This window comes from Rossellomorea orangium (genome assembly GCF_019334305.1).
Classification (GTDB): domain Bacteria; phylum Bacillota; class Bacilli; order Bacillales; family Bacillaceae_B; genus Rossellomorea.
The window spans coordinates 174,585-198,488 of the sequence record NZ_JAHWGH010000015.1 but is presented as its reverse complement, the minus strand read 5'-3'; the positions used below and the strand labels follow the sequence as shown (position 1 = coordinate 198,488).

Genomic DNA, 23,904 nt, shown 5'->3' with positions numbered 1-23,904 from the left:
GATGGCAAATGCGTATCGTCAGGCAGGAGTAGATATCGAAGCAGGATACGAATCCGTCGACCGGATCAAAAAGCATGTAAAACGAACGGCCCGTGAAGGTGTTCTCGGCCAGCTGGGCAGCTTTGGAGGAATGTTCGATTTATCTTCCTTGAACTTGAGTGAACCGGTTCTCGTCTCTGGTACAGATGGAGTTGGAACGAAGCTGAAGCTTGCCTTCATGGCAGACAAACACGATACGATCGGGATCGATTGTGTGGCCATGTGCGTGAATGACATTGTCGTTCAAGGAGCGGAACCACTGTATTTCTTAGACTATATAGCGACCGGGAAAGCTCTCCCGGAGAAGATAGAAGGTATTGTAAAAGGAATTGCGGACGGATGTGAAACAGCGGGCTGTGCACTGATCGGCGGAGAAACTGCCGAGATGCCGGGTATGTACTCAGATGAAGAATATGATATCGCCGGCTTCGCTGTAGGTGCCTGTGAAAAAAAAGAGATCATCACAGGCGAACAAATTTCTGAAGGAAATGTGTTAGTCGGACTGGGGTCCAGTGGTATACACAGTAATGGGTACTCCTTGGTGAGGAAAGTATTCTTCGAAGATCAGTCGTTTTCTTTGGAAGAATCACTCCCTGAAATCGGGACCACATTAGGTGAGGCCCTGCTTACACCGACAAAAATTTATGTGAAGCCGGTATTAGCGGCGCTTAAACAATTCTCTATTAAGGGGATGTCCCATATTACGGGCGGAGGTTTCATCGAGAATATCCCACGGATGCTGCCCGATGGGTTGCAAGCAGAGATAAAGGAAGGCAGCTGGGATATTCCAAGCATTTTCCCTGCCCTTGAGCATTATGGCGACATTCCGCGCAGTGAAATGTACAACATTTTCAACATGGGGATTGGATTTGTGTTAGCTGTAGAGGAAGACCAAGCAGAAGACATTCTTCGATTCTTCAATGAACAGGGAGAAGACGCCTTTATCATTGGACGCGTTTCGAAAGGAACAGGGGTTAGCTTTGTTCGTTGAGAATAAGGATGAGCATGTCAATAACGGGGGCGAGTCATGAGACAGATTGCCATTTTTGCATCAGGAAGCGGAAGTAATTTTCAAGCACTAGTAGACGCTGTACAAAGCGGAACCCTGAAAGCGAATATCAGGCTTCTTGTATGTGATCAGCCGGGCGCGTTTGTCATTCACCGCGCCCAAACTGCAGGAATCCCGACCTTCGTCTTTCGGGCAAAGGACTATGAGAACAAGCAGGCTTTTGAACAGGAAATCCTAAATGAGCTTGCTCATTTGGGTGTTGATTTTATTGTATTAGCAGGGTATATGAGATTGATCGGTCCAACTCTTCTCGAAAGCTTCGGTGGGAGGATCGTGAATATCCATCCGTCACTCCTTCCTTCTTTTCCAGGGACGGATGCCATCGGACAAGCCATCGAAGGAGGGGTGAAAATCACCGGTGTCACGGTTCACTTCGTAGACGCAGGCATGGACACAGGTGAAATCATCGCACAGGAGATTGTCCGTGTCACAACGGGTGAAACCAGGCAGTCGCTGCAGGACAAAATCCAGCATGTCGAACACCATCTATACCCAAACACCCTGAACCACCTCTTCCTCACCACGGGTCACTAAACCCGGTGGGGAGAGGTTGGTTCTCGGTTGCTTTATCTTGGTAGTGTGGTAAAGTGATGAGGGACGGACCTTGGATTTGGGCAGGGTATGTGTAGAGATGCGGTATGAATTGGTGTGTAGCAGGGGTGTGATTGGGAGTAGAGGTTGGGAGTTGTACAAGTTTGTTCGAAAATGGCACGAGTTCGGGTGAAAGTGGCACAAGTCTGTCCGTAAGTGGCACGAGTTCGCCTTAAAGTGGTACAAGTTCACTCCAAAACGGCATAACAGCTACCAAACTGCCTATCAAAACACCATCAGATCAGGTGGAAAATCAAAACTACTAACCACCACCCAAACACTTTTACACCATAAAACCCTCAAATCCATCTCCAAACATAATGAAATAAAATCAGCATTACAACAGGCAGAGGAGGATCAGACATTGAAAAAGAGAGCATTGATCAGTGTTTCAGATAAAAGCGGAGTCATCGAATTTGCGAAGGAATTAAAGACATTAGGGTATGAGATCATCTCGACTGGCGGGACGAAGAAGCTTCTTTTAGAAAATGATGTAGAGGTCATGGGAGTGGAAGAAGTAACCGGGTTTCCAGAAATTCTTGAAGGGCGCGTAAAGACCCTGCACCCTAACATCCATGGTGGATTACTCGCAAAGCGTGGCGAAGAAAGTCATCGCAAGCAGCTTCAGGAACAAGGGATCGAAGGAATCGACCTCGTTTGTGTCAACCTTTATCCGTTCCAACAAACGATTGCAAAGCCGAATGTCGGTGTAGAAGAAGCGATTGAGAACATCGATATCGGCGGACCGACGATGCTGCGTGCGGCTGCGAAAAATCATCAATATGTGACGGTCGTTGTTGACTCATTGGACTACGATGATGTGATTGCCGAGTTAAAGCTTCAAGGTGAATTACCTCTTGAAAAACGCCGTAAATTGGCTGCAAAAGTATTCCGCCATACAGCTGCTTACGATGCGTTTATCGCTGAATATATGACAGACGTTTCAGGTGAAGAGAATCCTGAGCGCTTTACAAGAACGTATGAATTGAAGCAGACGCTCCGTTATGGGGAGAATCCACATCAGCAGGCTTCATTCTACCGCGCGCCACTTGGATCTGAATTTTCAGTGGCGATGGCTCGACAGCTGCACGGAAAGGAGCTTTCGTATAATAATATCAATGATGCGAATGCTGCTCTTCAAATCGTCAAAGAGTTTACGGAACCTGCGGCCGTTGCAGTGAAACATATGAATCCTTGTGGGGTGGGTGTCGGCTCTACAATCAATGAGGCATTCTCGAAAGCCTATGAAGCGGATTCCACTTCCATCTTCGGTGGGATCGTTGCCCTGAATCGTATAGTGGATGAGGAAACAGCTAGACAGCTTCATGAAATCTTCCTTGAGATCGTCATAGCTCCAGCATTCAGTGATGAAGCATTTGAAATCCTTTCAGGCAAGAAGAACATCCGATTACTGACGGTCCCATTTGAATCCACGAACAAAATCGAGCGTAAGTTAACAACGGTTGAAGGTGGATTATTAGTTCAGGCTGATGACACGTTCACCCTTGATGATGCAGACCTCCGGGTCGTGACAAAGCGTGAACCGACAGAAGCGGAATGGGACAGCATGAAACTTGGCTGGAAAGTCGTGAAGCATGTGAAGTCCAATGCGATCGTTGTGACAAATGCTCAAATGACCGTTGGAGTCGGAGCAGGTCAGATGAACCGCGTAGGCGCCGCCAACATTGCACTTGAGCAGGCAGGAGTGAAAGCCAAAGGAGCCGCCATGGCGTCCGATGCGTTCTTCCCGATGGATGACACCGTAGAAGCTGCTGCCAAAGCAGGCATCACCGCCATCATCCAACCCGGAGGCTCCATCCGTGACGAAGACTCCATCAAAAAAGCAGACCAATACGGCATCACCATGGTCATGACCGGCATCCGTCACTTCAAACATTAATAGGAGGGACGGACCTCAAGTTTTGACTATGTTCCAATGCGATAAACGGCAAAATCCTTATAGGTAAAGGATTTACAAGGGAGCTTAGCCGGTTCGGGAGAAGATATATGAGGGACGGACCTTCATTCCGATTCTCCTTTAAGTGAGAATCCTGTCCAATCAATCCATTTCACAACTAAACCTCTCCTCATCTGCACAACAGGAGAGGTTTTCTTTAAAGGGGGCTTTCTCAAGATGAAAGTATTAGTGATCGGCCGTGGTGGTCGCGAGCATGCTATATGCAAGAAATTAGCGGAAAGTGAAAGTGTGACAGAAGTATTCTGTGCACCGGGGAATGCCGGCATCGCTGGCGTTGCGACAAATCTTCCCTACGCTGAATCCGACGTAAGTGACCTCATTGAATTTGCCAAAACAGAGGACATCGCGTATACGTTTGTAGGTCCAGAGAATCCTTTGCTGGATGGGATCGTCAACCGTTTCCAGGAGGAAGGACTGCACATATTCGGTCCTACGAAGGAAGCGGCGATCATTGAAGGAAGTAAATCTTTCTCGAAAGAGTTAATGAAGAAGTACGCCATTCCTACTGCTGCGTATGAAGTATTCACAAGCGTAGAGCAGGCGATTGAATACGTGAAGGAAGTCGGCGCACCAATCGTCGTAAAGGCAGATGGTCTGGCGGCGGGTAAGGGCGTCGTAGTGGCTGAAACAGAGGAAGAGGCCATCAGCGCATTAGAAGAAATGCTCCTGAATGAGAAATTCGGGGATGCCTCATCAAAAGTCGTTGTCGAAGAATGCTTATTTGGGGAAGAGTTTTCACTCATGGCTTTCGTAAATGGTGAGTCGGTTTATCCAATGGTCATCGCACAGGATCATAAGCGTGCCTTCGATGGTGATCAAGGTCCGAATACAGGCGGGATGGGGGCTTATTCCCCGGTACCTCATATTCCAGACGAAGTTGTGCAAGAAGCGATTTCAACTGTGCTTCATCCGACGGCAAAAGCGATGGTCCAGGAGAATCGTTCGTTTACTGGGATATTGTATGCCGGCCTGATGCTGACAAACGAGGGTCCCAAAGTAATCGAATTCAACGCCCGATTCGGAGATCCGGAAACGCAGGTTGTACTGCCGCGTCTGGCGTCTGATTTCGGTCTTGTAGTGAAAGACATCATTGATGGAAAACCGGTAGAATTGGCCTGGTCTGATGATGCAGTACTAGGGGTCGTTCTGGCAGCAGAAGGATATCCGGGTGAATACGGAAAAGGCATTCCGCTTCCTGATCTTGAAAGCGTACTTGATCAAAAGACGCTGGTTTATCATGCAGGAACTGAATTAACAGAAGATGGTTCCCTTGTCTCAAATGGTGGAAGAGTGCTATTGGTCGCTTCCTCTGCGTCGACTGTAGAAAAAGCACAGTCCGAAGTGTACAAGGAATTAGGAAAGGCAGACTTCAAAGGCTTGTTCTATAGAAGAGATATCGGCCGGAAAGCTATCGAACACGTCTCTTCCTAGATTTGCGGACATACACATAAGCGATGGCAACGATTCCGCCGATAAGCGAAAACAGGACATACGACATATCCGTTAAATATTCCCAAAACATAACAAACAGCTCCTTTTTATCAATAGAGATACAAGATTGCCGAGGAATGTCCAACAGAGAGGGACGGACCTCGGCAATCTTGCTATTTCGCGGGTGCATAGTCAATAGAAATCCCGACGTTACGGCGTTTTAAGGGTCTACCAAGACTTCTGGAACCTTAAGAATGAAGGTCCGTCCCTCCAGAATTACCCCCATTTGAACCGCCTAGTGCTTCTTGGACTTCTTGGTTGGTGAGTTCTTCTGGGTTGAAGTTGGCTTCTTTTTTGGTGTTTTTCATTGGGTCTTGTTGGTGTTCGTTTGTTTGTTGGTGCTGGTGTCCGTGTTCAGTGTGATCTTTCTTGTCGGATTTCAGCATGTCTTTGAAGTTCATCATATCCTTCGCTTTAAAACCGCCGAAGCCGCCGTTTCCATTCCCGCCGTCTCCGCTTTTTTCAAACAGGGCAGTGACAGGACAATAGCGAAGAATCCCTTCCCCTACTTTCATGGCACCGATTACTGCCATGACGAGATAGGAATCTCTCCAAGGGCGTCGTGCAAGCTTTGACGTACTCCAGGCAAGGATTGTAAAACCAACCGTGATGCGAATCAATGCATTGATAATCCCGATATTCGATGATACTTTCATTTGTAAATTCCTCCTTAATCGAAAATTCACATAATTGTTGTAAACCTTTAATGCGTTAAATAGTAAAATATGTTAACATAAAATGAAACTTATACTAATACCATTCCACTAGAGGAGTGTTCACTTTGGAGCAGCGCTACAGATGGAAGAACAAACAACTGCGAGAACATGTACAAGTACTGAACGGAGAGTTGTCTCCCAGTCTTCTTTTAAAGAATGCAACATACCTTCACTCGACTTTGAAGAAGTGGGTGCAGGGCCATATTTGGGTTTACGGTGACCGTATTGTCTATACCGGCGACCAACTCCCGGAAAATCTTGAGCAATGTGAAATCGTGGACTGCGGGTCACAGTACCTCGTCCCTGGATATATAGAACCGCATGTACATCCGTTTCAGCTTTATAATCCCCAATCTTTTTCCAAGTATGCATCCCAAACCGGTACAACGACATTCGTAAATGATAACCTTATGATGTTTTTACAATTGGAAAAAAAGAAAGCGTTTACTTTATTGAAGGAATTTAACAAAATGCCGGTGACGATGTACTGGTGGACACGCTTTGATTCTCAAACCGAAATGATGAATGAAGAGGTCACTTTCTCCAATGGGGAAGTGAAATCATGGCTCGAACATGACTCCGTATTACAAGGCGGCGAATTGACTGCGTGGCCTAGACTTCTGGAGGGGGATGACTTGATCCTTCACTGGATGCAGGAAGCCAAACGGATGGGGAAAATTGTCGAAGGACATCTCCCTGGGGCATCTGACAAAACGATCGCCAAACTGGGCTTATTAGGTATCGATGGCGACCATGAAGCGATGACGGGAGAGGACGTTTACAAACGTCTGATCCAAGGGCTGACAGTCACTCTGCGTCATTCCTCGATCCGGCCTGATTTACCGGTCCTGTTAGATGGGCTAAACGAAAAAGGCATCGATTCCTATGACTCCCTGTTGTTCACGACGGATGGATCGACTCCTGGATTCTATGAAAAAGGTGTACTGGATTTCATGATCAAAATGGCGATCGATAAAGGCATCCCGCCTATCGAAGCGTATAATATGGCGAGTTACAACGTTGCCAATTATTACAATATCACCCATCTGCATGGGATGATTGCGACAGGCAGAGTGGCAAATATCAACTTCCTTTCGTCAAAAGATGATCCGACGCCACTTTCAGTGCTATCAAAGGGAACCTGGGTTCGTAAAAACGGCGAACAGATGGAGGAACACACAGAAATCAATTGGGGAGAAAACGGATTTACCCCATTAAATCTGGATTGGGAAGTAGGGTATGACGACTTGCAATTCTCCATGCCGTTTGGAATCGAAATGGTAAATGATGTTATCACCAAACCATATTCCATCTCGATCAATCCGTCAGAAGAATTACTCGATCCCGATCATGATCAATCATTTCTCATGCTCTTGGACCGGAATGGCAAGTGGAGGATCAGCACCATGATTAAAGGCTTCGCGAGAGGAGTCATGGGCTTTGCGTCTTCTTATTCCAATACAGGGGACATTATCCTGATCGGAAAAAGCAAAGCTGATATGATAGCAGCTTTCAATCGTATGAAGGAAATCGGAGGAGGGATCGCCCTTGCAGAAAATGGTGAAATCCTGCACGACATTCCCCTTCCTTTAAGCGGATTGCTCTCAATGAAAGAGATGCCAGAACTGATAGAAGAGGAAAAAACACTAAAAGGATTATTAAAAGAGAGAGGCTATCGCTTCTCGGATCCAATCTATACATTACTGTTTCTTCAGTCCACTCATCTCCCTTATATCCGGATGACACAAAAGGGAATCTATGATGTAATGAAGAAAACGGTACTCTTTCCAACAATAATGCGTTAAAATAGTAAAGTAAATAGGGGTGTCAAAAACATGCTGAAAATGAAAAGAGCTTTCATCATTGCGCTAAGCTCGTTTACACTTGTCGCATGTAGTTCAGATAAAGAGATAAAGAAAGAATCTGATAAAGAAGCCGCAACTCCAGTGGTGAAAGAAGAGACAGGCGTAGAAACAGAAGAAATGTATCAATCACCTTTGACTGGGGTAGGAGAAGAAAAGGAGTCAACGGCCCGTCCGGTGGCTGTGATGGTGAATAACCATCCGAAAGCCCGTCCTCAATCAGGTCTATCCAAGGCGGATATTGTATATGAAGTATTGGCAGAGGGTGACATCACCCGCTTCCTGGCCATCTTCCAAAGCCATATGCCGGAAGAAGTCGGCCCTGTAAGAAGCGCGAGAGATTACTATATAGAGCTTGCGAAAGGCTACGACAGTTTGTATGTCGCACACGGCTACAGCCCTGAGGCGAAGGAAATGCTGACGAATGGCTATATCGATGATCTGAACGGAATTCAATATGACGGGACGCTGTTTAAGCGTGCATCCTTCCGTAAAGCTCCGCATAATTCGTATATCACCTACGAACATATTAAAGAGGGAGCGGATAAGAACGGCTTTGAAATGAACCGGCCGCCTGAGGCACTTCATTTTAGTGATAAAGAAACGATAAACGGTGAAGATGCCAATTCCGTGATGATCTCCTATAATCAAAATCCCCTGTTCAACGTCGTGTATGAGTATAACGAAAAAGAGGGACGATACGAGCGTTATTCAGATGGTGAACAGACCATCGATTATGACTCGAAAGATCCCGTGTTGATCGAAAATCTTTTCATCGTAGAAGCTTCACATAAGATTGTCGATGATGCAGGAAGGCGCGACATAGATTTTGAATCGGGAGGGAATGCTTACTTGATACAAGACGGTAAGCTCCGTACGGTTCAATGGAAGAATGTAAATGGCAGAATACTTCCTTATGATAATGAAAAACCTGTAAGCCTGCGAAAAGGATCGACGTGGATCAATGTCATTCCAAGTTCACCGGGCTTGACCGGTTCCGTATCATATCAAGAATAGAAGGAAAAAGGAGTCTTTTTAATGCAAATAAATAAACTAAGAGGCAAGGAGCTGGATCAGTTATTCAACGCTGTTCTTTCTCTCCAGGATCTTGAAGAATGCTATCGTTTCTTTGATGATCTTTGTACCATTAACGAAATTCAATCGCTTGCCCAGCGCCTTGAAGTTGCACGCATGCTTCAGGATGGGAAGACCTATCATAAGATCGAAACAGAAACAGGCGCAAGTACCGCAACGATCTCTCGCGTGAAGCGCTGTTTGAATTACGGAAATGATGCATATCAGTTAGTATTGGATCGTGTACATCAGGAAGAAAAATAATAGAAGGACCGCTGTCTATGACGAGCGGTCTTTGTTTTTGTCCGGGTGTCATCCAGCTCCGGCGGCTAGCCCCTCGAGGTCATAAGTCAACCTGTCCAAAAAGGCAAAAAGCGCCTTTCCGGCCAGTTCGCCATATGCTTGTCGGGTCTGAGCAAGCCGCCTCCGCTTTCGGTGTCATCCAGCTCTGGCGGCTAGAGGCTCGAGGTCATAAGCTAAACCTGCCAAAAAGGCAAAGAACGCCTTTCCGGCAGGTTCATCTTATGCTCGTCGCCTCTGGGCGAGCCGCCTCCGCTTTTGTAGGTAATGCGACAGCCTTCCACAAATGATATAATACGTTAGATGGATGTATGAATGGAGGAACAGCATATGTATGATGTCCAAGAGTGGCGCCATGTATTTAAACTAGATCCGAATAAGACAATAGATGATGAAGATTTAGAAGCAGTATGTGAATCGGGAACAGATGCGATCATCGTAGGGGGTACGGACGGTGTAACCCTTGAAAAGGTTCTTGATTTGATGGCACGAGTGAGACGATATACGGTTCCTTGTATTCTGGAAGTATCAAATCTGGAGTCGATCACTCCGGGCTTCGATCTGTATTTCATTCCAATGGTGATGAACAGCTCGGATATGAACTGGGTGACGGGTTTGCATCACCAGGCGGTCAAGGAATATGGAGAAATCATGAATTGGGATGAAATCCTTGTAGAAGGATATTGTATATTGAACCGTGAATGCAAAGCGGCTCAGGTAACGAAAGCAAACACAGATATTTCAAGTGAAGACGCGGCAGCTTATGCCATGATGGCAGAGAAGATGTTCAACCTGCCGATTTTTTACCTTGAGTACAGTGGTACATATGGGGACATCGGAACGGTTAAAGAAGTGAAGGATTCGTTGGAGAACACGACTTTATTCTATGGCGGGGGTATCAAATCCGCACAGCAGGCGAAGGAGATGTCCGGGGTTTCAGATGTGGTCGTCGTTGGAAATGCTGTGTATGAGAATTTGAAAGAAGCGTTAAAAACGGTAAAAGCAGTTAAGGGGTAAAGATCCTGCTGGAGGTCAGTCCCTGAATAAGATATAATGGTAACACAAAATAGAACAAACGTTCGTTATGGTGGTGAGAGAGTATGCAATTTTTGACTGATCGATTGTTGAATGGAATGAATCCCGAGCAGGCGGAAGCGGTAAAGGCAACGGAGGGACCTCTGTTGATCATGGCAGGGGCAGGCTCAGGGAAGACGAGAGTATTGACACACCGTATTGCGTATTTGATGGTGGAAAAAGGGGTCAATCCTTATAATATTTTAGCGATTACCTTTACAAATAAAGCAGCGAGAGAGATGAAGGATCGTATCCATAACATCCTTGGAGGGGCGTCGGAGAACATTTGGATCTCTACTTTCCACAGCATGTGTGTACGGATCCTTCGCCGTGATATCGACCGGATCGGATTAAGCCGAAACTTCACGATCCTGGACTCGACGGATCAGCAGTCTGTCATTAAATCGATTTTAAAAGAAAAAAATATAGACCCAAAGAAATTTGATCCTCGTTCCCTTCTTGGATCAATCAGCTCTGCGAAAAATGAGCTGACCACACCAGAAGAATTATCAAAGCAGGTGGGGGGATATTACGACCAGGTCGTTTCGGACGTGTACACAGAGTATCAGAAGCGATTACGAAAGAATCAGGCGCTCGATTTCGATGATCTGATCATGACGACAATTCAATTGTTTCAACGTGTACCGGAAGTGCTGGAATTTTATCAGCGCAAGTTTCAATATATCCACGTGGATGAGTATCAGGATACGAACAGAGCGCAATATATGCTCGTGAAACTGCTCGCATCCCGTTTTCAGAACCTCTGTGTGGTAGGTGATTCGGATCAGTCGATATACAAATGGCGCGGTGCGGACATTGCCAATATCCTTTCTTTCGAGAAGGATTACCCAAGAGCTACAGTCATTTTCCTTGAACAGAATTATCGTTCAACGAAAAGAATCCTTCAGGCGGCGAATGAAGTCATACAGAAGAATTCAAACCGTAAACCGAAGAATCTTTGGACAGAAAATGATGACGGTGAGAAGATCTCTTATTTCAGGGCAGATACTGAGCAGACGGAAGCTCAATTCGTCACGGGTAAAATTAAAGAAATGATGGAGGGCGGCAAGAAAAAGTATTCTGATTTTGCCATCCTGTACCGTACAAATGCCCAGTCCCGTGTCATGGAGGAAGTTCTGCTTAAATCGAACATCGAATACTCCATTGTGGGAGGCATCAAGTTCTATGATCGTAAAGAGATCAAGGATATTTTAGCGTATTTAAGACTCATTTCGAATCCTGATGATGACATCAGCCTGCAGCGGGTCATCAATGTACCGAAGAGGGGTGTAGGGGCCACGTCTATTGATAAAATTGCCCGTTACGCTCAGGACCATGATATATCCATGTTCAGAGCGCTTGCAGAAGCGGACTTCATCGGACTCAGCCCTAAAATTACCAAGGCCGTGATTGAATTCATGGAGATGGTGAAAGGCTATACCAGTATGCAGGAGTATCTATCTGTAACCGAACTGGTAGAAGAAATCCTCGAGAAATCAGGCTACACAGACATGCTGAAAGCGGAAAAGTCCATCGAGTCTCAATCAAGACTCGAGAACTTGGACGAGTTCCTGTCAGTAACGAAGAGCTTCGAGGAAACCAATGATGATAAGAGCCTCGTGGCATTTCTGACAGATCTTGCCCTGGTCGCCGACATCGATAAGCTTGATGAAGATGACCAGCCGAAAGATTCCGTCATCTTAATGACCCTACACGCAGCCAAAGGTCTTGAATTTCCTGTCGTATTCCTTATGGGGATGGAGGAAGGGGTATTTCCTCACAGCCGTTCCCTTATGGAAGAGGATGAAATGGAAGAAGAGCGCCGTTTGGCGTACGTAGGGATCACCCGTGCAGAAGAACAGCTCTTCTTGACAAATGCGCAGATGAGGACACTCTTCGGTCAAACGAAGATGAACCCTGTTTCCCGATTCATCAACGAGATTCCGGCGGACCTGCTGGATGACGTCATGGCAGAGAAGAAGACTGCCTTTACGCCGTTCGGGAAGTCAGCTTCGAAATCACCGTCACGCCCTGCACCGAGAAAGCCGGTTGCACGTCCGGTCCAAACCACGACAGGTGGAGAATCCGTTGCGTGGCAGGTCGGGGATAAGGCCCAGCATAAGAAATGGGGAACGGGAACGGTTGTCAGTGTGAAAGGGTCTGGAGACAGTGTCGAGCTTGATATTGCTTTCCCTAGTCCAATGGGAATCAAGCGTCTCCTGGCTAAATTTGCCCCAATCGAAAAAGCATGACGTGTCGGGAGGGTAATTCCTTCCGGCTTACTGAATATATAAGCAAGAAAGGATTGTGGAAATGGATCGACAATCAGCCGAAAAGCGTATCAATGAACTGCATGAATTGTTAAACCAATATAATTATGAATACCATGTACTCGACAAGCCTTCTGTTCCTGATTCCGAGTACGATCAGCTTCTCAGGGAACTGATCGGGCTCGAGGATCAATATCCGGAATTGAAATCTGCGGATTCTCCTTCTCAGCGAGTAGGGGGCACGATTCTAGAATCTTTCGATAAAGTAGAGCACAGAACTCCGATGTTGAGTCTTGGGAATGCCTTCAATGAAGAAGATCTTCGTGACTTTGATCGCCGTGTCCGCCAAGCGGTGGGAGATGACTTCTCCTATGTTTGCGAGCTGAAGATCGATGGTTTGGCCGTCTCCCTCAGATATGAAGAGGGCGCGTTCGTCCAGGGGGCAACAAGGGGTGATGGTTCCATTGGTGAAGATATCACATCGAATCTGAAGACGATCCGTTCCATACCTCTAAAGATCTCAGAGAAGATGTCCTTTGAGGTACGGGGCGAGGCCTTCATGCCGAAAGGATCATTCGAAGCACTGAATAAAATCAAAGAAGAAAAAGGGGAAGAACCCTTTGCCAATCCGCGCAATGCGGCAGCAGGTTCCCTGCGCCAGCTTGATCCGAAGATCGCAGCTTCAAGGAATCTCGATGTTTTCCTATATGCATTAGCTGATATAGGAAATACAGGGATCGACTCTCACAGTGAGGGACTGGATACGTTAGACAAACTCGGTTTTAAAACGAATCCTGAACGGAAACGTTGTGCGACGATCGAAGAAGTCCTTGATTTTGTCGGAAAATGGACAGAAGAGCGCCCCAATCTTCCATATGACATAGACGGAATCGTTATTAAAGTCGACTCCCTTGATCAGCAAGAGGAGCTTGGAACGACAGCCAAGAGCCCGAGGTGGGCCATTGCCTTCAAGTTCCCGGCAGAAGAAGTCGTCACGGTGCTGAAGGACATTGAATTGAGTGTAGGACGTACGGGAGTCGTCACGCCAACGGCCATTCTGGAGCCGGTCCGTGTAGCGGGAACGACCGTACAACGTGCCTCGCTTCATAATGAAGATCTAATCCGCGAAAAAGATATCAAAATCGGTGACCATGTCGTCATTAAAAAAGCGGGTGACATCATCCCTGAAGTCGTCAACGTACTGGAAGATAAGAGAACAGGAAGCGAACAGGAATTCCTAATGCCGACTCATTGTCCGGAATGTGAAAGTGAGCTGGTGAGACTTGAAGGGGAAGTGGCTCTTCGCTGTATCAACCCGAAATGTCCTGCGCAAATTCGTGAAGGTCTCATTCACTTTGTATCCCGGAATGCCATGAATATCGATGGACTGGGTGAAAAAGTGATCAGCCAGTTATTCAGGGAGAAACTGATCGAAGATGTCGCCGACTTATACAGATTAGAGCGGGATCAGCTTCTCAAGCTTGAGCGGATGGGTGAGAAATCCGTTGATAACCTTTTGGAAGCCATTCAAACGTCGAAGAAGAATTCCTTGGAGAAACTGTTATTCGGTCTTGGTATCCGTCATGTGGGTGCCAAAGCGGCAAAGACCCTCGCACAGGAGTTCGGCTCGATGGACAGACTGATGGAAGTGGGGAAAGAAGAGCTGACGAATGTCAATGAGATCGGGGATAAAATGGCCGATGCTATCGTTGCTTACTTTGAAAATGATGAAGTAAAGGAACTCATTCAGGAGCTGAAAGATGCTGGTGTGAACCTTGAATACAAAGGACCAAAGCCTGTAGCTCTGAGTGACGTCGACTCGTATTTTGCAGGGAAGACCATTGTCCTCACGGGGAAAATCGAGCGTTTGAGCCGGAATGAAGCGAAAGAAAAGATCGAGATGCTCGGCGGGAAAGTAACCGGCAGTGTCAGTAAGAAAACCGATCTTGTCATCGCAGGGGAAGATGCGGGATCGAAGCTTGCAAAAGCAAATGAGTTAAATATAGAAGTCTGGGATGAGGACAAGCTGATGGAAGAACTTAACCGATAAGAGGTGTAACGAGGAATGAAAAAAGGGATTTCGGTCGCTCTCTCCGCGCTGTTGTTATTGGGAGGCTGTGCTCCGACATTTGAGAAACAGGATCAGGTCGTTCAGGAAAATCAGGATAGCGAAGCAAAGAAAGCCATCATACCAAGCTTCCAAATATCGAAAGAATACTACAAGACGATGCTTCCCTATGAAACGAGCAATACCCGGGGTGTCGTCGTGAATGATCTTGGATCAAGATACGATATCAATGAAATCGAAAAAGGTTTATTAAGAGTGGCTCAAAATCGGTTTTCAACCGATGATTACTACTTCAAAGAAGGACAATTCTTGAATAAGAAAACGGTGGACAGCTGGCTGCAGCGAAAGTATACAAGTGAACAGCTGAAGGAAAAGGGCCTTCAGGAGTCTCAGAATGTGGGTCTGAATCCCATGCAGTCAAGCGGTGAGAATGCACCGATCTACTTGGCCCATGTGATTGAACATAATTACTTGATGAAGAAAGAAGACAATAAGGTGCGACTGGGTGGGGTGGCCATCGCCTTATCCCTGAATTCTGTTCAATATGAGACCAATATGTCTAATGGGACAAGAACAGTAAAAAAGATCAGCAATGAGGTTCTGAAAGAGCAGGGAGCGAAAATCGCCGGTGAAGTTCTGAACCGCCTTCGTCAGAATAAAGAACTTCAAAACGTTCCGATTATGATCTCTCTATATAAACAGGCTCCGAAAGATCAAGTCGTGCCCGGGCACTTTTTTGCCTATACGTCGGTGGAGCCTGATGAAAATGGTATTCAGGATTGGAAAGGAATCAATGAAGATTATTATCTATTCCCTTCCCCTGAAGCCCAGGAGAACCATCCGAACGATTATAAAGTCTTTAATGAATTCAAAACAGATATCGAAAAGTATTTTCCAGTCTACACAGGACTGACAGGACAGGCACTCTATCAAGATCAGAAACTGTCCAAAATGGAATTCGAAGTGGCTCTTTCCTTCCAGGGAAAAGCTGAAACGATCGGATTCGCCCAGCACCTCACCAACATGATCGGCAAACAGACCCCGGAAAGCTGGGACGTAGAACTCCTCGTCTCCTCTTCCTACGGTCCGGAAGCCCTCATCGTGAAGAAAAAGGGCAGTAAAGAAACATACTTACACATCTATGAATAACGAGAGAAAGAACTAATCCACACAGTGATTAGTTCTTTTTTTTGAGGGACGGACCTTGCTTTTTCCAGGAAAATGAAACCATCACGCCTTTGCACTCGTAGAAAGGGTAAAGACTAATTGAGGTGATACAGTATGAACGGATATTATCTATTCGGACTCATCGTGGCTCTTGTATTATTCGTTGTCACGCTCAACATGATCCCGATACAGTATCGTTATATTAAAGCGATGGATGAGGAAAGAAGAAAGAATGTGTCCCAGGGGAAGATGTTTGAGGATATGCCTGTGCAGGAGCAGGTGCTTCATCACAATGCCCAGTCCAACCCTCTCTTCATCCCTGCCAACATCATTGCCCATATCCTCTACAAGATGAAAAAGATGCAAAACAAGGGAGGTGGAAAAGGATGATGAGTTTTATTGCCCTTGCAGTGGCGGGAACCTCTCTAGTTTTTGCCTCCTCAGTCCTCGAGCAGAACAAAAAGTTAGAGAAGAGAATTAGCGAATTGGAGCACAAACGTTAACCCATTCAGGTTCCTGGATTGAATTGAAGGTCCGTCCCTCACCGCTTTAACGCGATGAGGGACGGACCTTCGTTTTTATTTAGGGAGCGATTTAGTAAACTTGCGAAAATTGTCGAATGAAAATTCTGAAAAAAGTGTTCCAAAACAGATGCTTCTGTTATACAATACAAACATGTTAAATAATCTGTATTATAACAATAAAGATTTGTTAAGTACAATTAAGGAGTGAATGGGTTCTATGTCTACTCAGATGGTTGGTATCAAGGTAACCGGGGAAATACGACCGGGCTTTGCTGACATTTTATCTCCGGAATCTTTACAGTTTTTAGAGCAGTTGGAACGGAGATTCGGAGACAAACGCAAGGAGCTGTTACACAACAGGGACGAAAAGCAGGAACGGATCAATGGAGGAGAGCTTCCCCATTTCCTGCCTGAAACAGAATCGATTCGACAAAGTGATTGGAAGGTGCGCCCGATACCAAAAGCGTTACAAGATCGCAGGGTGGAAATTACAGGTCCTGTCGATCGGAAGATGGTCATCAATGCTCTGAACTCTGGAGCGAAATGTTTCATGGCATGTTTTGAAGATGCCACCTCACCAACATGGAAGAACCTCATAGAAGGACAGATCAACCTCAGAGATGCTGTTCACCACAAGATAGACTTCGAGACGAACGGGAAGCGTTATGAATTAAAAGAAGAACATGCCGTACTTATCGTGCGACCAAGGGGGCTTCATCTGGAAGAGAAACATATCGAACTGGATGGAAAACCACTATCGGGAAGCCTTGTAGATTTTGGCTTATTCTTTATCCATAATGCAACTCAATTAACTTCTTCAGATAAAGGCCCTTATTTTTACTTACCTAAATTAGAAAGTCACCAGGAAGCACGGTTTTGGAATGATGTATTCGTCTTTGCGCAGGAGTATGTCGGGATTCCCCAAGGGACGATCAAAGCAACGGTACTGATCGAAACAATTACAGCTGCGTTTGAAATGGATGAGATCCTTTATGAATTAAAAGATCATTCAGCAGGATTGAACTGTGGAAGATGGGATTATATTTTCAGCTATATCAAAAAGCTTCGGGAGCAGGATGATGTGATTCTCCCGGATCGTTCGTCGGTCACGATGACAGCGCCATTCATGAGAGCGTACTCACTGCTTACGATTAAAACTTGTCACAGAAGGGGAGCTCCTGCGATAGGCGGGATGGCGGCACAGATTCCTGTAAAGAACGATCCTGTAAAGAATGAAGAAGCGTTCAATAAAGTAAAAACAGACAAAGAAAGGGAAGCTCGTGATGGTCATGACGGTACATGGGTCGCGCATCCGGGATTAGTACCGGTTGCCATGGACGTATTCAATCATGAAATGAAGATGGCGAATCAGATCGAAGTGAAGACATTGGATAGTCTGGACGTGTCTGAACGGGATCTGCTAGAAGTCCCTCAAGGAGCGATAACGGAAGAGGGTGTCCGCTTGAACATCAATGTGGGCATTCAATACATTTCTTCCTGGCTGAGCGGCCAGGGCGCGGCGCCGATCCACAACCTGATGGAAGATGTGGCGACAGCAGAAATCTCACGTGCCCAGCTATGGCAGTGGATCCGTCATCCGAAGGGAATCCTTGACGATGGCCGGAACATCAGCATGGAACTCTATGAAGTGTTGAAACAGGAAGAACTGACGAAACTCAAAAGTCAATTAGGAGAAGAGAGATATAAGGAACGTCGATTCGCGGAAGCCGTCGAACTATTCGACCAGCTCATCCAAAATGATGAGTTCACAGACTTCCTTACGATTCCGGGTTACAAGATCCTTTAAAGAAACATCTGGAGGGACGGACCTCAGGGTGAATGGCGACCTCAGGCACCACTACTGCTTAGATGGGGCATCAGGGACGGACCTCAAGAACTGACGCAAGATCATTTTCGAACATATAAAATCCAAAAACAAAAAAAGGGAGAGATTTAACATGGTAAAAGCGAATAACGAACGTGTAACGTCACTACAGGAAAACTGGGAAATGGATCAGCGCTGGAAGGGGATCACACGCCCGTACTCGGCTGAAGACGTTATTCGTCTAAGAGGCTCCATCGACATTGAGCACACCCTTGCCCGCCGCGGTTCTGAAAAGCTGTGGAATCTACTTCACGAAGAAGACTATATCAATGCCCTTGGCGCTTTGACAGGAAACCAGGCGGTCCAACAGGTAAGAGCCGGACTGAAAGCCATCTATTTAAGCGGGTGGCAGGTTGCAGCGGATGCTAACCTTTCAGGTCATATGTATCCCGATCAAAGTCTGTACCCTGCTAACTCCGTCCCATCTGTCGTAAAGAGGATCAACCAGGCCCTGCAACGTGCCGACCAGGTTCATTATGTGGAAGGGGATGAATCCATCGATTGGTTCGTGCCGATTGTGGCCGATGCGGAAGCAGGATTCGGAGGCCAGTTAAACGTGTTCGAATTAATGAAGGGGATGATTGAAGCAGGAGCTTCTGCCGTCCACTTTGAAGATCAGCTTTCGTCTGAGAAGAAGTGCGGTCATCTGGGAGGTAAGGTTCTTCTTCCTACTCAAACGGCAGTTAAGAATCTCATTTCCGCCCGTCTTGCTTCGGATGTAATGGGCGTGCCGACGTTAATTGTTGCACGTACGGATGCGAATGCCGCGGATTTGATTACGAGTGATGTAGATCCGTATGATGCAGAGTTTATTACGGGCGACCGCACGCCGGAAGGATTCTTCCGCACGAATGCCGGGCTTGACCAGGCGATTGCAAGAGGTCTTGCATATGCTCCTTATGCAGATCTTGTATGGTGTGAAACGTCTGAACCGAATCTTGAAGAAGCGCGCCGATTTGCAGAAGCGATCCATGCTGAACATCCAGGGAAATTGTTGGCATATAACTGTTCGCCGTCGTTTAACTGGAAGAAGAAATTGGATGATGAAACGATCGCCAAATTCCAAGTGGAGCTTGGGAAAATGGGCTATAAATTCCAGTTCGTCACACTTGCAGGTTTCCACGCACTGAACCACAGTATGTTCGAGCTTGCGAGAGGGTACAAAGATCGTGGTATGGCTGCTTATTCACAGCTTCAGGAAGCAGAGTTTGCGAGCGAGAAGCACGGATATTCAGCTACTAGACATCAGCGTGAAGTAGGAACAGGTTATTTTGACGAGGTATCCATGGTGATTTCAGGTGGCACATCCTCCACGACAGCCCTGAAAGGTTCAACCGAGGCAGCCCAATTCTAAAACAGTATTAAAATACTCATAAAGGTCCGTCCCTCAACGTCGAGGGACGGACCTTTATTTGTGTTTGTTTCTAGTACTATCGAAGTGAATTTGTGAATAAAGTAACTTTAGTTAAAAATTTATAAATATACTATTGATTTTATTAATATACACTCATATAATTAGACCTAATTTAAATTTAATGTCTGGAGTGATTGGTATTGGATGTTGGTATTGTTGGTAGTACTGGGTATGGAGGCGTGGAGCTGTATCGTCTGTTGTCAAATCATCCGAATGTAAGTGAATGCATTCTGTATTCATCATCTTTAGATGGGACTTCCTATGCGGAGGAGTATCCGCATTTATCCGGCCTTTCCGGAGAAAAAGTGAAACCGATCTTGTTGGAGGAAATGCAGCAGTTGGATTTCGTTTTCCTGGCCGCTCCTTCCGGCGTATCAAGGGAGCTGGCTCAGAACCTCATCGGGAAAAAGGTGAAAGTGATTGACCTTTCCGGTGATCTTCGTTTAAAGAATCCCCGTGAATATGAAGAATGGTATAAAGGAGAATCGGCGCCGAAACATATCCTGGACAAAGCCGTTTACGGACTGACTGAACTCAATCGCGAGACCATCCGGGAAGCGGACCTGATTGCGAACCCCGGGTGCTTTCCGACGGCAACACTGTTGGGTCTTGCCCCGCTCTTTCATCACGGTCTCACAAAGCCCCATTCCTTGATCATCGATGCCAAAACGGGATTGTCCGGAGCGGGGAGAAAAGCGACTCAGTCCAGCCACTTCTCGGAGACACAGGAAAATCTACGAATCTATAAAGTCCATGAGCACCAGCACACTCCGGAAATCGAGCAACAGTTAAAGATATGGGACAGTGAAACGGGACCAATCACTTTCTCCACCCATCTCATTCCCATGACCAGGGGGATCATGGTGACGATGTACGCAGAATTAAAGAACACCTCAACCACGGGGGAGTTACACAGCCTCTATCACAGCTTTTTTGAAGGAAGTCCTTTCATCCGGGTACGCCGGGAAGGTCAATTCCCAAGTACAAAAGAAGTGTTCGGTACCAACTTCTGTGATGTATCCATCAAAGCCGATCCACGGACCAACCGGGTAACGATTGTGTCAGTGATTGATAATCTGGTGAAGGGGGCGGCAGGTCAAGCCGTGCAGAATATGAATGTGATGCTGGGGATAGACGAAACGACGGGACTTCACTATTATCCAATTTATCCATAAGAGGGGGAGAATCTATGAAACTGGTTAAAGAAAAGGGTGTTCAACGGATCGAGGGAGGAACGATTCTGTCGCCCCTTGGGTATAAGGCAGGTGGACTCCATGCGGGCCTTCGATATGCAAAGAAGGATTTCGGAGTGATTTACAGCGAGAAACCTGCTCACTGCGGAGCGGTCTATACACAAAGTCATTTTCAAGCGGCACCCCTCAAAGTCACTCAGGAAAGCATCTCTCAAACTCATAAATTGCAAGCCATCGTCGTGAACAGTGCGATTGCCAACGCATGTACAGGAGAACAAGGACTGAAGGATGCGTATCAAACAAGGGAATGGATCGCTGATCGGTTTCAAATCCCTGAAGAGTATGTTGCCGTGGCATCAACTGGTGTCATCGGCGAGTGGCTTCCGATGGAAAAAATGAAAAAGGGCTGCACGGAAATCAAGGTCGATGGGAATCCCGAAGATGCCCACGCGTTCCAGCAGGCCATTCTCACCACGGATACAGTCGAGAAAACGTCCTGCTGCCAGGTGCTGATCGACGGGAAAACGGTCACCATCGGAGGATGTGGGAAAGGTTCCGGAATGATCCATCCCAATATGGCGACGATGCTCGGTTTCATCACAACGGATGCCACCATACCATCGGACGTTTTACAATCCGCCCTAAAAACCGCCATTGATCAATCCTTTAACCAAATCACCGTAGACGGGGAAACATCCACCAATGACATGGTCATCAGCATGGCAAACGGGATGGTGGAGCATGATGCCCTTGGCGAAAGTCATCCTGATTGGCATCACTTTCAAGCAGGGTTGAACACGGTATGTGAAGATCTGGCCAAACAAATTGCGCGGGACGGGGAAGGGGCAACCAAATTGGTGGAAGTGAGTGTCACTGGGGCGAACTCCCATCAAGACGCCAATATCGTAGCAAAAAAGATTGTCGGATCCAACTTAGTGAAAACGGCCATCTTCGGCGGGGACCCCAACTGGGGAAGGATCGTCGGAGCCATGGGACACAGCGGAGTGGATCTAAACCCTCATCAATGTGATATCTCCATAGGGGACATCACCGTATTTTCAAACGGAACGCCTCAACCATTCAATGAGGAAGAAGTGAGTCGGTATATGCAGGCTGAGCAAGTAAACATTAACGTCTTCCTGTACGACGGCGAAGGAAAAGGAAAAGCGTGGGGGTGCGATTTAACGTATGATTATGTCAAAATCAATGCAAGTTACCGAACATAAGAACGTTTTGGTGGTGAAGCTTGGCGGCAGCGTCCTTTCCAAGCTTTCAGCCCCTTTCTATCAAAGTATAAGAGAACTTCAGCGGAGCTATCATGTCATCATCGTTCACGGTGGGGGGCCAGACATCACCGCCACACTCGGGATGCTTGGGATACAGTCCACCTTCATTAACGGGCAGCGAAAGACCACGGAGGATGTTTTCGCCATTGTTGAACAAGTTCTAAAAGGCAAGGTGAACAGTGAACTCGTCCATCGACTCAACCTGGAAGGAGTCAATGCCATTGGACTGAGCGGTTACGATGCCCAGTTATTAAAGGCGAGTTTCATAGATGAAGGCTCTTTGGGATTGGTCGGAAAAATAGAGGAGGTCAACCTCACGTTGATGCACAATCTGCTCTCCTTGAACTATTTACCGGTCATCGCCCCCCTTGCAGCAATAGCCGGAGGAAATCGGGTGAATATAAATGCCGACCTGGCCGCTTCAGCCGTTGCCAAAGCCCTGAATGCAGAAAAATTGGTGTTTGTCACGGACGTACCGGGAATCCTGAAAGATGGTGAACTTGTTTCACGTGTAACAATGGAGGTCGTTGACCAATATATCGATTCCGGTGTGATTTACGGAGGGATGATTCCGAAGGTTCAGGCTGCTTTATCCGTTTTGAATGAAAATATTCATGAAGTGATGATTGTCGGATGTCAGGACTCCATCATTCAGGACGGAAAAATGATCGGAACACAGATAACAGATGGAAAAGAGGTTCAAGCGATATGAGGCATATATTTCCTACGTATAATCGATTAGACATCGAATTGGTGTCAGGAAAGGGTACGGAGGTTCAGGAACGTAATGGCGAGTCTTATTTGGATTTTATTTCGGGTATCGCCGTATGTAATTTGGGTCATTCCCCGTCCGGTGTCAAAGAAGCGGTGAAAAAACAGATGGATGAACTGTGGCATGTGTCGAACCTGTTTCCAATATCAAAGCAGGAAGAAGCAGCTGCGCTTCTCGCTTCTGCAAGCGGTCTGGATGCGGTGTTTTTTTGTAACAGCGGAGCCGAAGCAAATGAAGCGGCAATTAAATTAGCGAAAAAACATACAGGGAAAACGAAGATCCTCACTTTCAAGCAGTCCTTCCACGGCCGTACCTTTGCGACAATGAGCGCAACAGGCCAAGAAAAGATTCATAGCGGATTCGGGCCCTTACTACCGACATTTGAGTATCTTCCATATAACGATGAAGGGGCACTGTTGGACGTGAAAGATGGGGATGTGGCGGCCATCATGCTGGAAGTGATTCAAGGAGAAGGGGGAGTCAATCCCGGGACCCAGTCATTTTTAAAGGCAGTAGAAGCCAAATGCCGGGAGCTGGATGCGCTCCTTATCATCGATGAAGTCCAGACAGGTGCAGGAAGGACAGGGAGGCCATTCGCGTATCAGCACCATTCACTGGACCCGGATATCGTCACGGTTGCAAAAGGAATCGGCAGCGGATTCCCTGTTGGAGCCATGATCGGGAAGGAAACACTCATTCCATCCTTTTCACCGGGCACTCACGGATCGACTTTCGGAGGAAATCCGTTAGCTATGGCGGCAGCGAAGGCGACTATGGAAACGATCTTTCATGAGGACTTTTTGCAGGATGTTCAGCGTAAGTCTGAATATTTCATGAATGAACTGAACGACCAGCTGAATGAGTGTTCAATTGTGAAAGAGGTGAAAGGGATCGGTTTTATGATAGGGATTTCATTCCATCATGAGGTGAAAGACATCATCACGGAACTGCGGAAAAATGGGTTATTGACTCTTCCTGCCGGCACACGGGTCATCAGGCTTTTGCCACCGTTGACAGTTACTTATAAGGAACTAGACCGGGCTATTCATATTTTAGTCAGTACGATCAAACAGCATCAATCAGCCGGAGTATACTAATTTTTTTAACTATTAATGTATAAAAATACTTAAT

20 protein-coding genes are annotated in these 23,904 nt (G+C 46.5%); 18 read left to right on the top strand and 2 right to left on the bottom strand.

The features are described 5' to 3' along the window. Position 1: 1 nt before the first annotated feature. The 4 genes from purM (at position 2) to purD (ending at position 5,108) form a co-directional block, all read left to right on the top strand. The gene (purM, locus tag KYJ26_RS14230; RefSeq protein WP_219168076.1) at positions 2-1,030 is read left to right on the top strand and encodes a phosphoribosylformylglycinamidine cyclo-ligase; all 1,029 of its coding nucleotides are present in this window, start codon (positions 2-4) and stop codon (positions 1,028-1,030) included. A 36-nt stretch (positions 1,031-1,066) separates the two neighbouring features. After that, positions 1,067-1,642: a phosphoribosylglycinamide formyltransferase gene (gene purN, locus KYJ26_RS14225; RefSeq protein ID WP_219168046.1), complete on the top strand. Its 576-nt coding sequence runs from the start codon at positions 1,067-1,069 to the stop codon at positions 1,640-1,642. Positions 1,643-2,063: 421 nt separating this feature from the next. Further along, entirely contained in the window at positions 2,064-3,599 is a 1,536-nt protein-coding gene (gene purH, locus KYJ26_RS14220) for a bifunctional phosphoribosylaminoimidazolecarboxamide formyltransferase/IMP cyclohydrolase (RefSeq protein ID WP_219168045.1), read from the top strand. 234 nt (positions 3,600-3,833) lie between these two features. Beyond that, positions 3,834-5,108 carry a phosphoribosylamine--glycine ligase gene (gene purD / locus KYJ26_RS14215; RefSeq protein WP_219168044.1) on the top strand — a complete coding sequence of 425 codons (1,275 nt, stop codon included), beginning with the start codon at positions 3,834-3,836 and terminating at the stop codon, positions 5,106-5,108. Here the strand turns inward: purD and KYJ26_RS24380 are convergent. Both KYJ26_RS24380 and KYJ26_RS24235 read right to left on the bottom strand, forming a co-directional pair. Continuing rightward, positions 5,086-5,199: an EYxxD motif small membrane protein gene (locus KYJ26_RS24380; RefSeq protein WP_324295670.1), complete on the bottom strand. Its 114-nt coding sequence runs from the start codon at positions 5,197-5,199 to the stop codon at positions 5,086-5,088. The genes purD and KYJ26_RS24380 overlap by 23 nt on opposite strands. Positions 5,200-5,356: 157 nt before the next feature. Beyond that, entirely contained in the window at positions 5,357-5,824 is a 468-nt protein-coding gene (locus tag KYJ26_RS24235) for a YgaP family membrane protein (RefSeq protein WP_219168043.1), read from the bottom strand. A gap of 125 nt (positions 5,825-5,949) precedes the next feature. Between KYJ26_RS24235 and KYJ26_RS14205 the strand changes: the two genes are divergently transcribed. The 14 genes from KYJ26_RS14205 to KYJ26_RS14140 all read left to right on the top strand — a co-directional run bounded on the left by KYJ26_RS14205 (position 5,950) and on the right by KYJ26_RS14140 (position 23,870). Beyond that, positions 5,950-7,689, top strand: coding sequence for an adenine deaminase C-terminal domain-containing protein (locus KYJ26_RS14205; RefSeq protein WP_219168042.1), 1,740 nt, complete (start codon positions 5,950-5,952; stop codon positions 7,687-7,689). Positions 7,690-7,728: 39 nt separating this feature from the next. Beyond that, the gene (locus tag KYJ26_RS14200; RefSeq protein ID WP_219168075.1) at positions 7,729-8,763 is read left to right on the top strand and encodes a DUF3048 domain-containing protein; all 1,035 of its coding nucleotides are present in this window, start codon (positions 7,729-7,731) and stop codon (positions 8,761-8,763) included. A 21-nt stretch (positions 8,764-8,784) separates the two neighbouring features. Beyond that, on the top strand, positions 8,785-9,084 hold the full coding sequence (locus tag KYJ26_RS14195; protein WP_034760840.1) for a YerC/YecD family TrpR-related protein: 300 nt from the start codon (positions 8,785-8,787) through the stop codon (positions 9,082-9,084). A 366-nt stretch (positions 9,085-9,450) separates the two neighbouring features. Then, positions 9,451-10,137: a heptaprenylglyceryl phosphate synthase gene (gene pcrB / locus KYJ26_RS14190; protein WP_219168041.1), complete on the top strand. Its 687-nt coding sequence runs from the start codon at positions 9,451-9,453 to the stop codon at positions 10,135-10,137. 83 nt (positions 10,138-10,220) lie between these two features. Next, positions 10,221-12,446, top strand: coding sequence for a DNA helicase PcrA (pcrA, locus tag KYJ26_RS14185; protein ID WP_219168040.1), 2,226 nt, complete (start codon positions 10,221-10,223; stop codon positions 12,444-12,446). Positions 12,447-12,507: 61 nt separating this feature from the next. After that, on the top strand, positions 12,508-14,514 hold the full coding sequence (gene ligA, locus KYJ26_RS14180; RefSeq protein WP_219168039.1) for an NAD-dependent DNA ligase LigA: 2,007 nt from the start codon (positions 12,508-12,510) through the stop codon (positions 14,512-14,514). A gap of 15 nt (positions 14,515-14,529) precedes the next feature. Beyond that, positions 14,530-15,681, top strand: a complete 1,152-nt coding sequence (locus tag KYJ26_RS14175) for a CamS family sex pheromone protein (RefSeq protein ID WP_219168038.1) — start codon at positions 14,530-14,532, stop codon at positions 15,679-15,681. A gap of 132 nt (positions 15,682-15,813) precedes the next feature. Then, entirely contained in the window at positions 15,814-16,089 is a 276-nt protein-coding gene (locus KYJ26_RS14170; protein ID WP_219168037.1) for a DUF3949 domain-containing protein, read from the top strand. 351 nt (positions 16,090-16,440) lie between these two features. Then, positions 16,441-18,030, top strand: a complete 1,590-nt coding sequence (gene aceB, locus KYJ26_RS14165) for a malate synthase A (protein WP_219168036.1) — start codon at positions 16,441-16,443, stop codon at positions 18,028-18,030. Between the two features lie 151 nt (positions 18,031-18,181). Next, the gene (aceA, locus tag KYJ26_RS14160) at positions 18,182-19,462 is read left to right on the top strand and encodes an isocitrate lyase (protein WP_219168035.1); all 1,281 of its coding nucleotides are present in this window, start codon (positions 18,182-18,184) and stop codon (positions 19,460-19,462) included. Positions 19,463-19,662: 200 nt separating this feature from the next. Next, positions 19,663-20,697, top strand: a complete 1,035-nt coding sequence (argC, locus tag KYJ26_RS14155) for an N-acetyl-gamma-glutamyl-phosphate reductase (RefSeq protein WP_219168034.1) — start codon at positions 19,663-19,665, stop codon at positions 20,695-20,697. Positions 20,698-20,711: 14 nt separating this feature from the next. Next, positions 20,712-21,941, top strand: coding sequence for a bifunctional ornithine acetyltransferase/N-acetylglutamate synthase (gene argJ / locus KYJ26_RS14150; RefSeq protein WP_307513939.1), 1,230 nt, complete (start codon positions 20,712-20,714; stop codon positions 21,939-21,941). Continuing rightward, entirely contained in the window at positions 21,904-22,713 is an 810-nt protein-coding gene (gene argB, locus KYJ26_RS14145; RefSeq protein WP_257475047.1) for an acetylglutamate kinase, read from the top strand. The genes argJ and argB overlap by 38 nt, the downstream gene beginning before the upstream one ends. Continuing rightward, positions 22,710-23,870, top strand: coding sequence for an acetylornithine transaminase (locus tag KYJ26_RS14140; RefSeq protein WP_219168033.1), 1,161 nt, complete (start codon positions 22,710-22,712; stop codon positions 23,868-23,870). The genes argB and KYJ26_RS14140 overlap by 4 nt, the downstream gene beginning before the upstream one ends. Positions 23,871-23,904 lie beyond the last annotated feature (34 nt).

Excerpts from the sequence above, each read along its gene's own strand:
- pcrB (WP_219168041.1), top strand. The coding sequence starts at position 9,451 with ATGTATGATGTCCAAGAGTGGCGCCATGTATTTAAACTAGATCCGAAT.
- purM (WP_219168076.1), top strand. The coding sequence starts at position 2 with ATGGCAAATGCGTATCGTCAGGCAGGAGTAGATATCGAAGCAGGATAC.
- KYJ26_RS14195 (WP_034760840.1), top strand. The coding sequence starts at position 8,785 with ATGCAAATAAATAAACTAAGAGGCAAGGAGCTGGATCAGTTATTCAAC.
- KYJ26_RS14175 (WP_219168038.1), top strand. The coding sequence starts at position 14,530 with ATGAAAAAAGGGATTTCGGTCGCTCTCTCCGCGCTGTTGTTATTGGGA.
- KYJ26_RS24380 (WP_324295670.1), bottom strand. The coding sequence starts at position 5,199 with ATGTTTTGGGAATATTTAACGGATATGTCGTATGTCCTGTTTTCGCTT.
- purN (WP_219168046.1), top strand. The coding sequence starts at position 1,067 with ATGAGACAGATTGCCATTTTTGCATCAGGAAGCGGAAGTAATTTTCAA.
- ligA (WP_219168039.1), top strand. The coding sequence starts at position 12,508 with ATGGATCGACAATCAGCCGAAAAGCGTATCAATGAACTGCATGAATTG.
- purD (WP_219168044.1), top strand. The coding sequence starts at position 3,834 with ATGAAAGTATTAGTGATCGGCCGTGGTGGTCGCGAGCATGCTATATGC.
- aceB (WP_219168036.1), top strand. The coding sequence starts at position 16,441 with ATGTCTACTCAGATGGTTGGTATCAAGGTAACCGGGGAAATACGACCG.
- KYJ26_RS24235 (WP_219168043.1), bottom strand. The coding sequence starts at position 5,824 with ATGAAAGTATCATCGAATATCGGGATTATCAATGCATTGATTCGCATC.
- aceA (WP_219168035.1), top strand. The coding sequence starts at position 18,182 with ATGGTAAAAGCGAATAACGAACGTGTAACGTCACTACAGGAAAACTGG.
- argB (WP_257475047.1), top strand. The coding sequence starts at position 21,904 with ATGATTATGTCAAAATCAATGCAAGTTACCGAACATAAGAACGTTTTG.
- pcrA (WP_219168040.1), top strand. The coding sequence starts at position 10,221 with ATGCAATTTTTGACTGATCGATTGTTGAATGGAATGAATCCCGAGCAG.
- KYJ26_RS14140 (WP_219168033.1), top strand. The coding sequence starts at position 22,710 with ATGAGGCATATATTTCCTACGTATAATCGATTAGACATCGAATTGGTG.
- KYJ26_RS14200 (WP_219168075.1), top strand. The coding sequence starts at position 7,729 with ATGAAAAGAGCTTTCATCATTGCGCTAAGCTCGTTTACACTTGTCGCA.
- argJ (WP_307513939.1), top strand. The coding sequence starts at position 20,712 with ATGAAACTGGTTAAAGAAAAGGGTGTTCAACGGATCGAGGGAGGAACG.
- KYJ26_RS14170 (WP_219168037.1), top strand. The coding sequence starts at position 15,814 with ATGAACGGATATTATCTATTCGGACTCATCGTGGCTCTTGTATTATTC.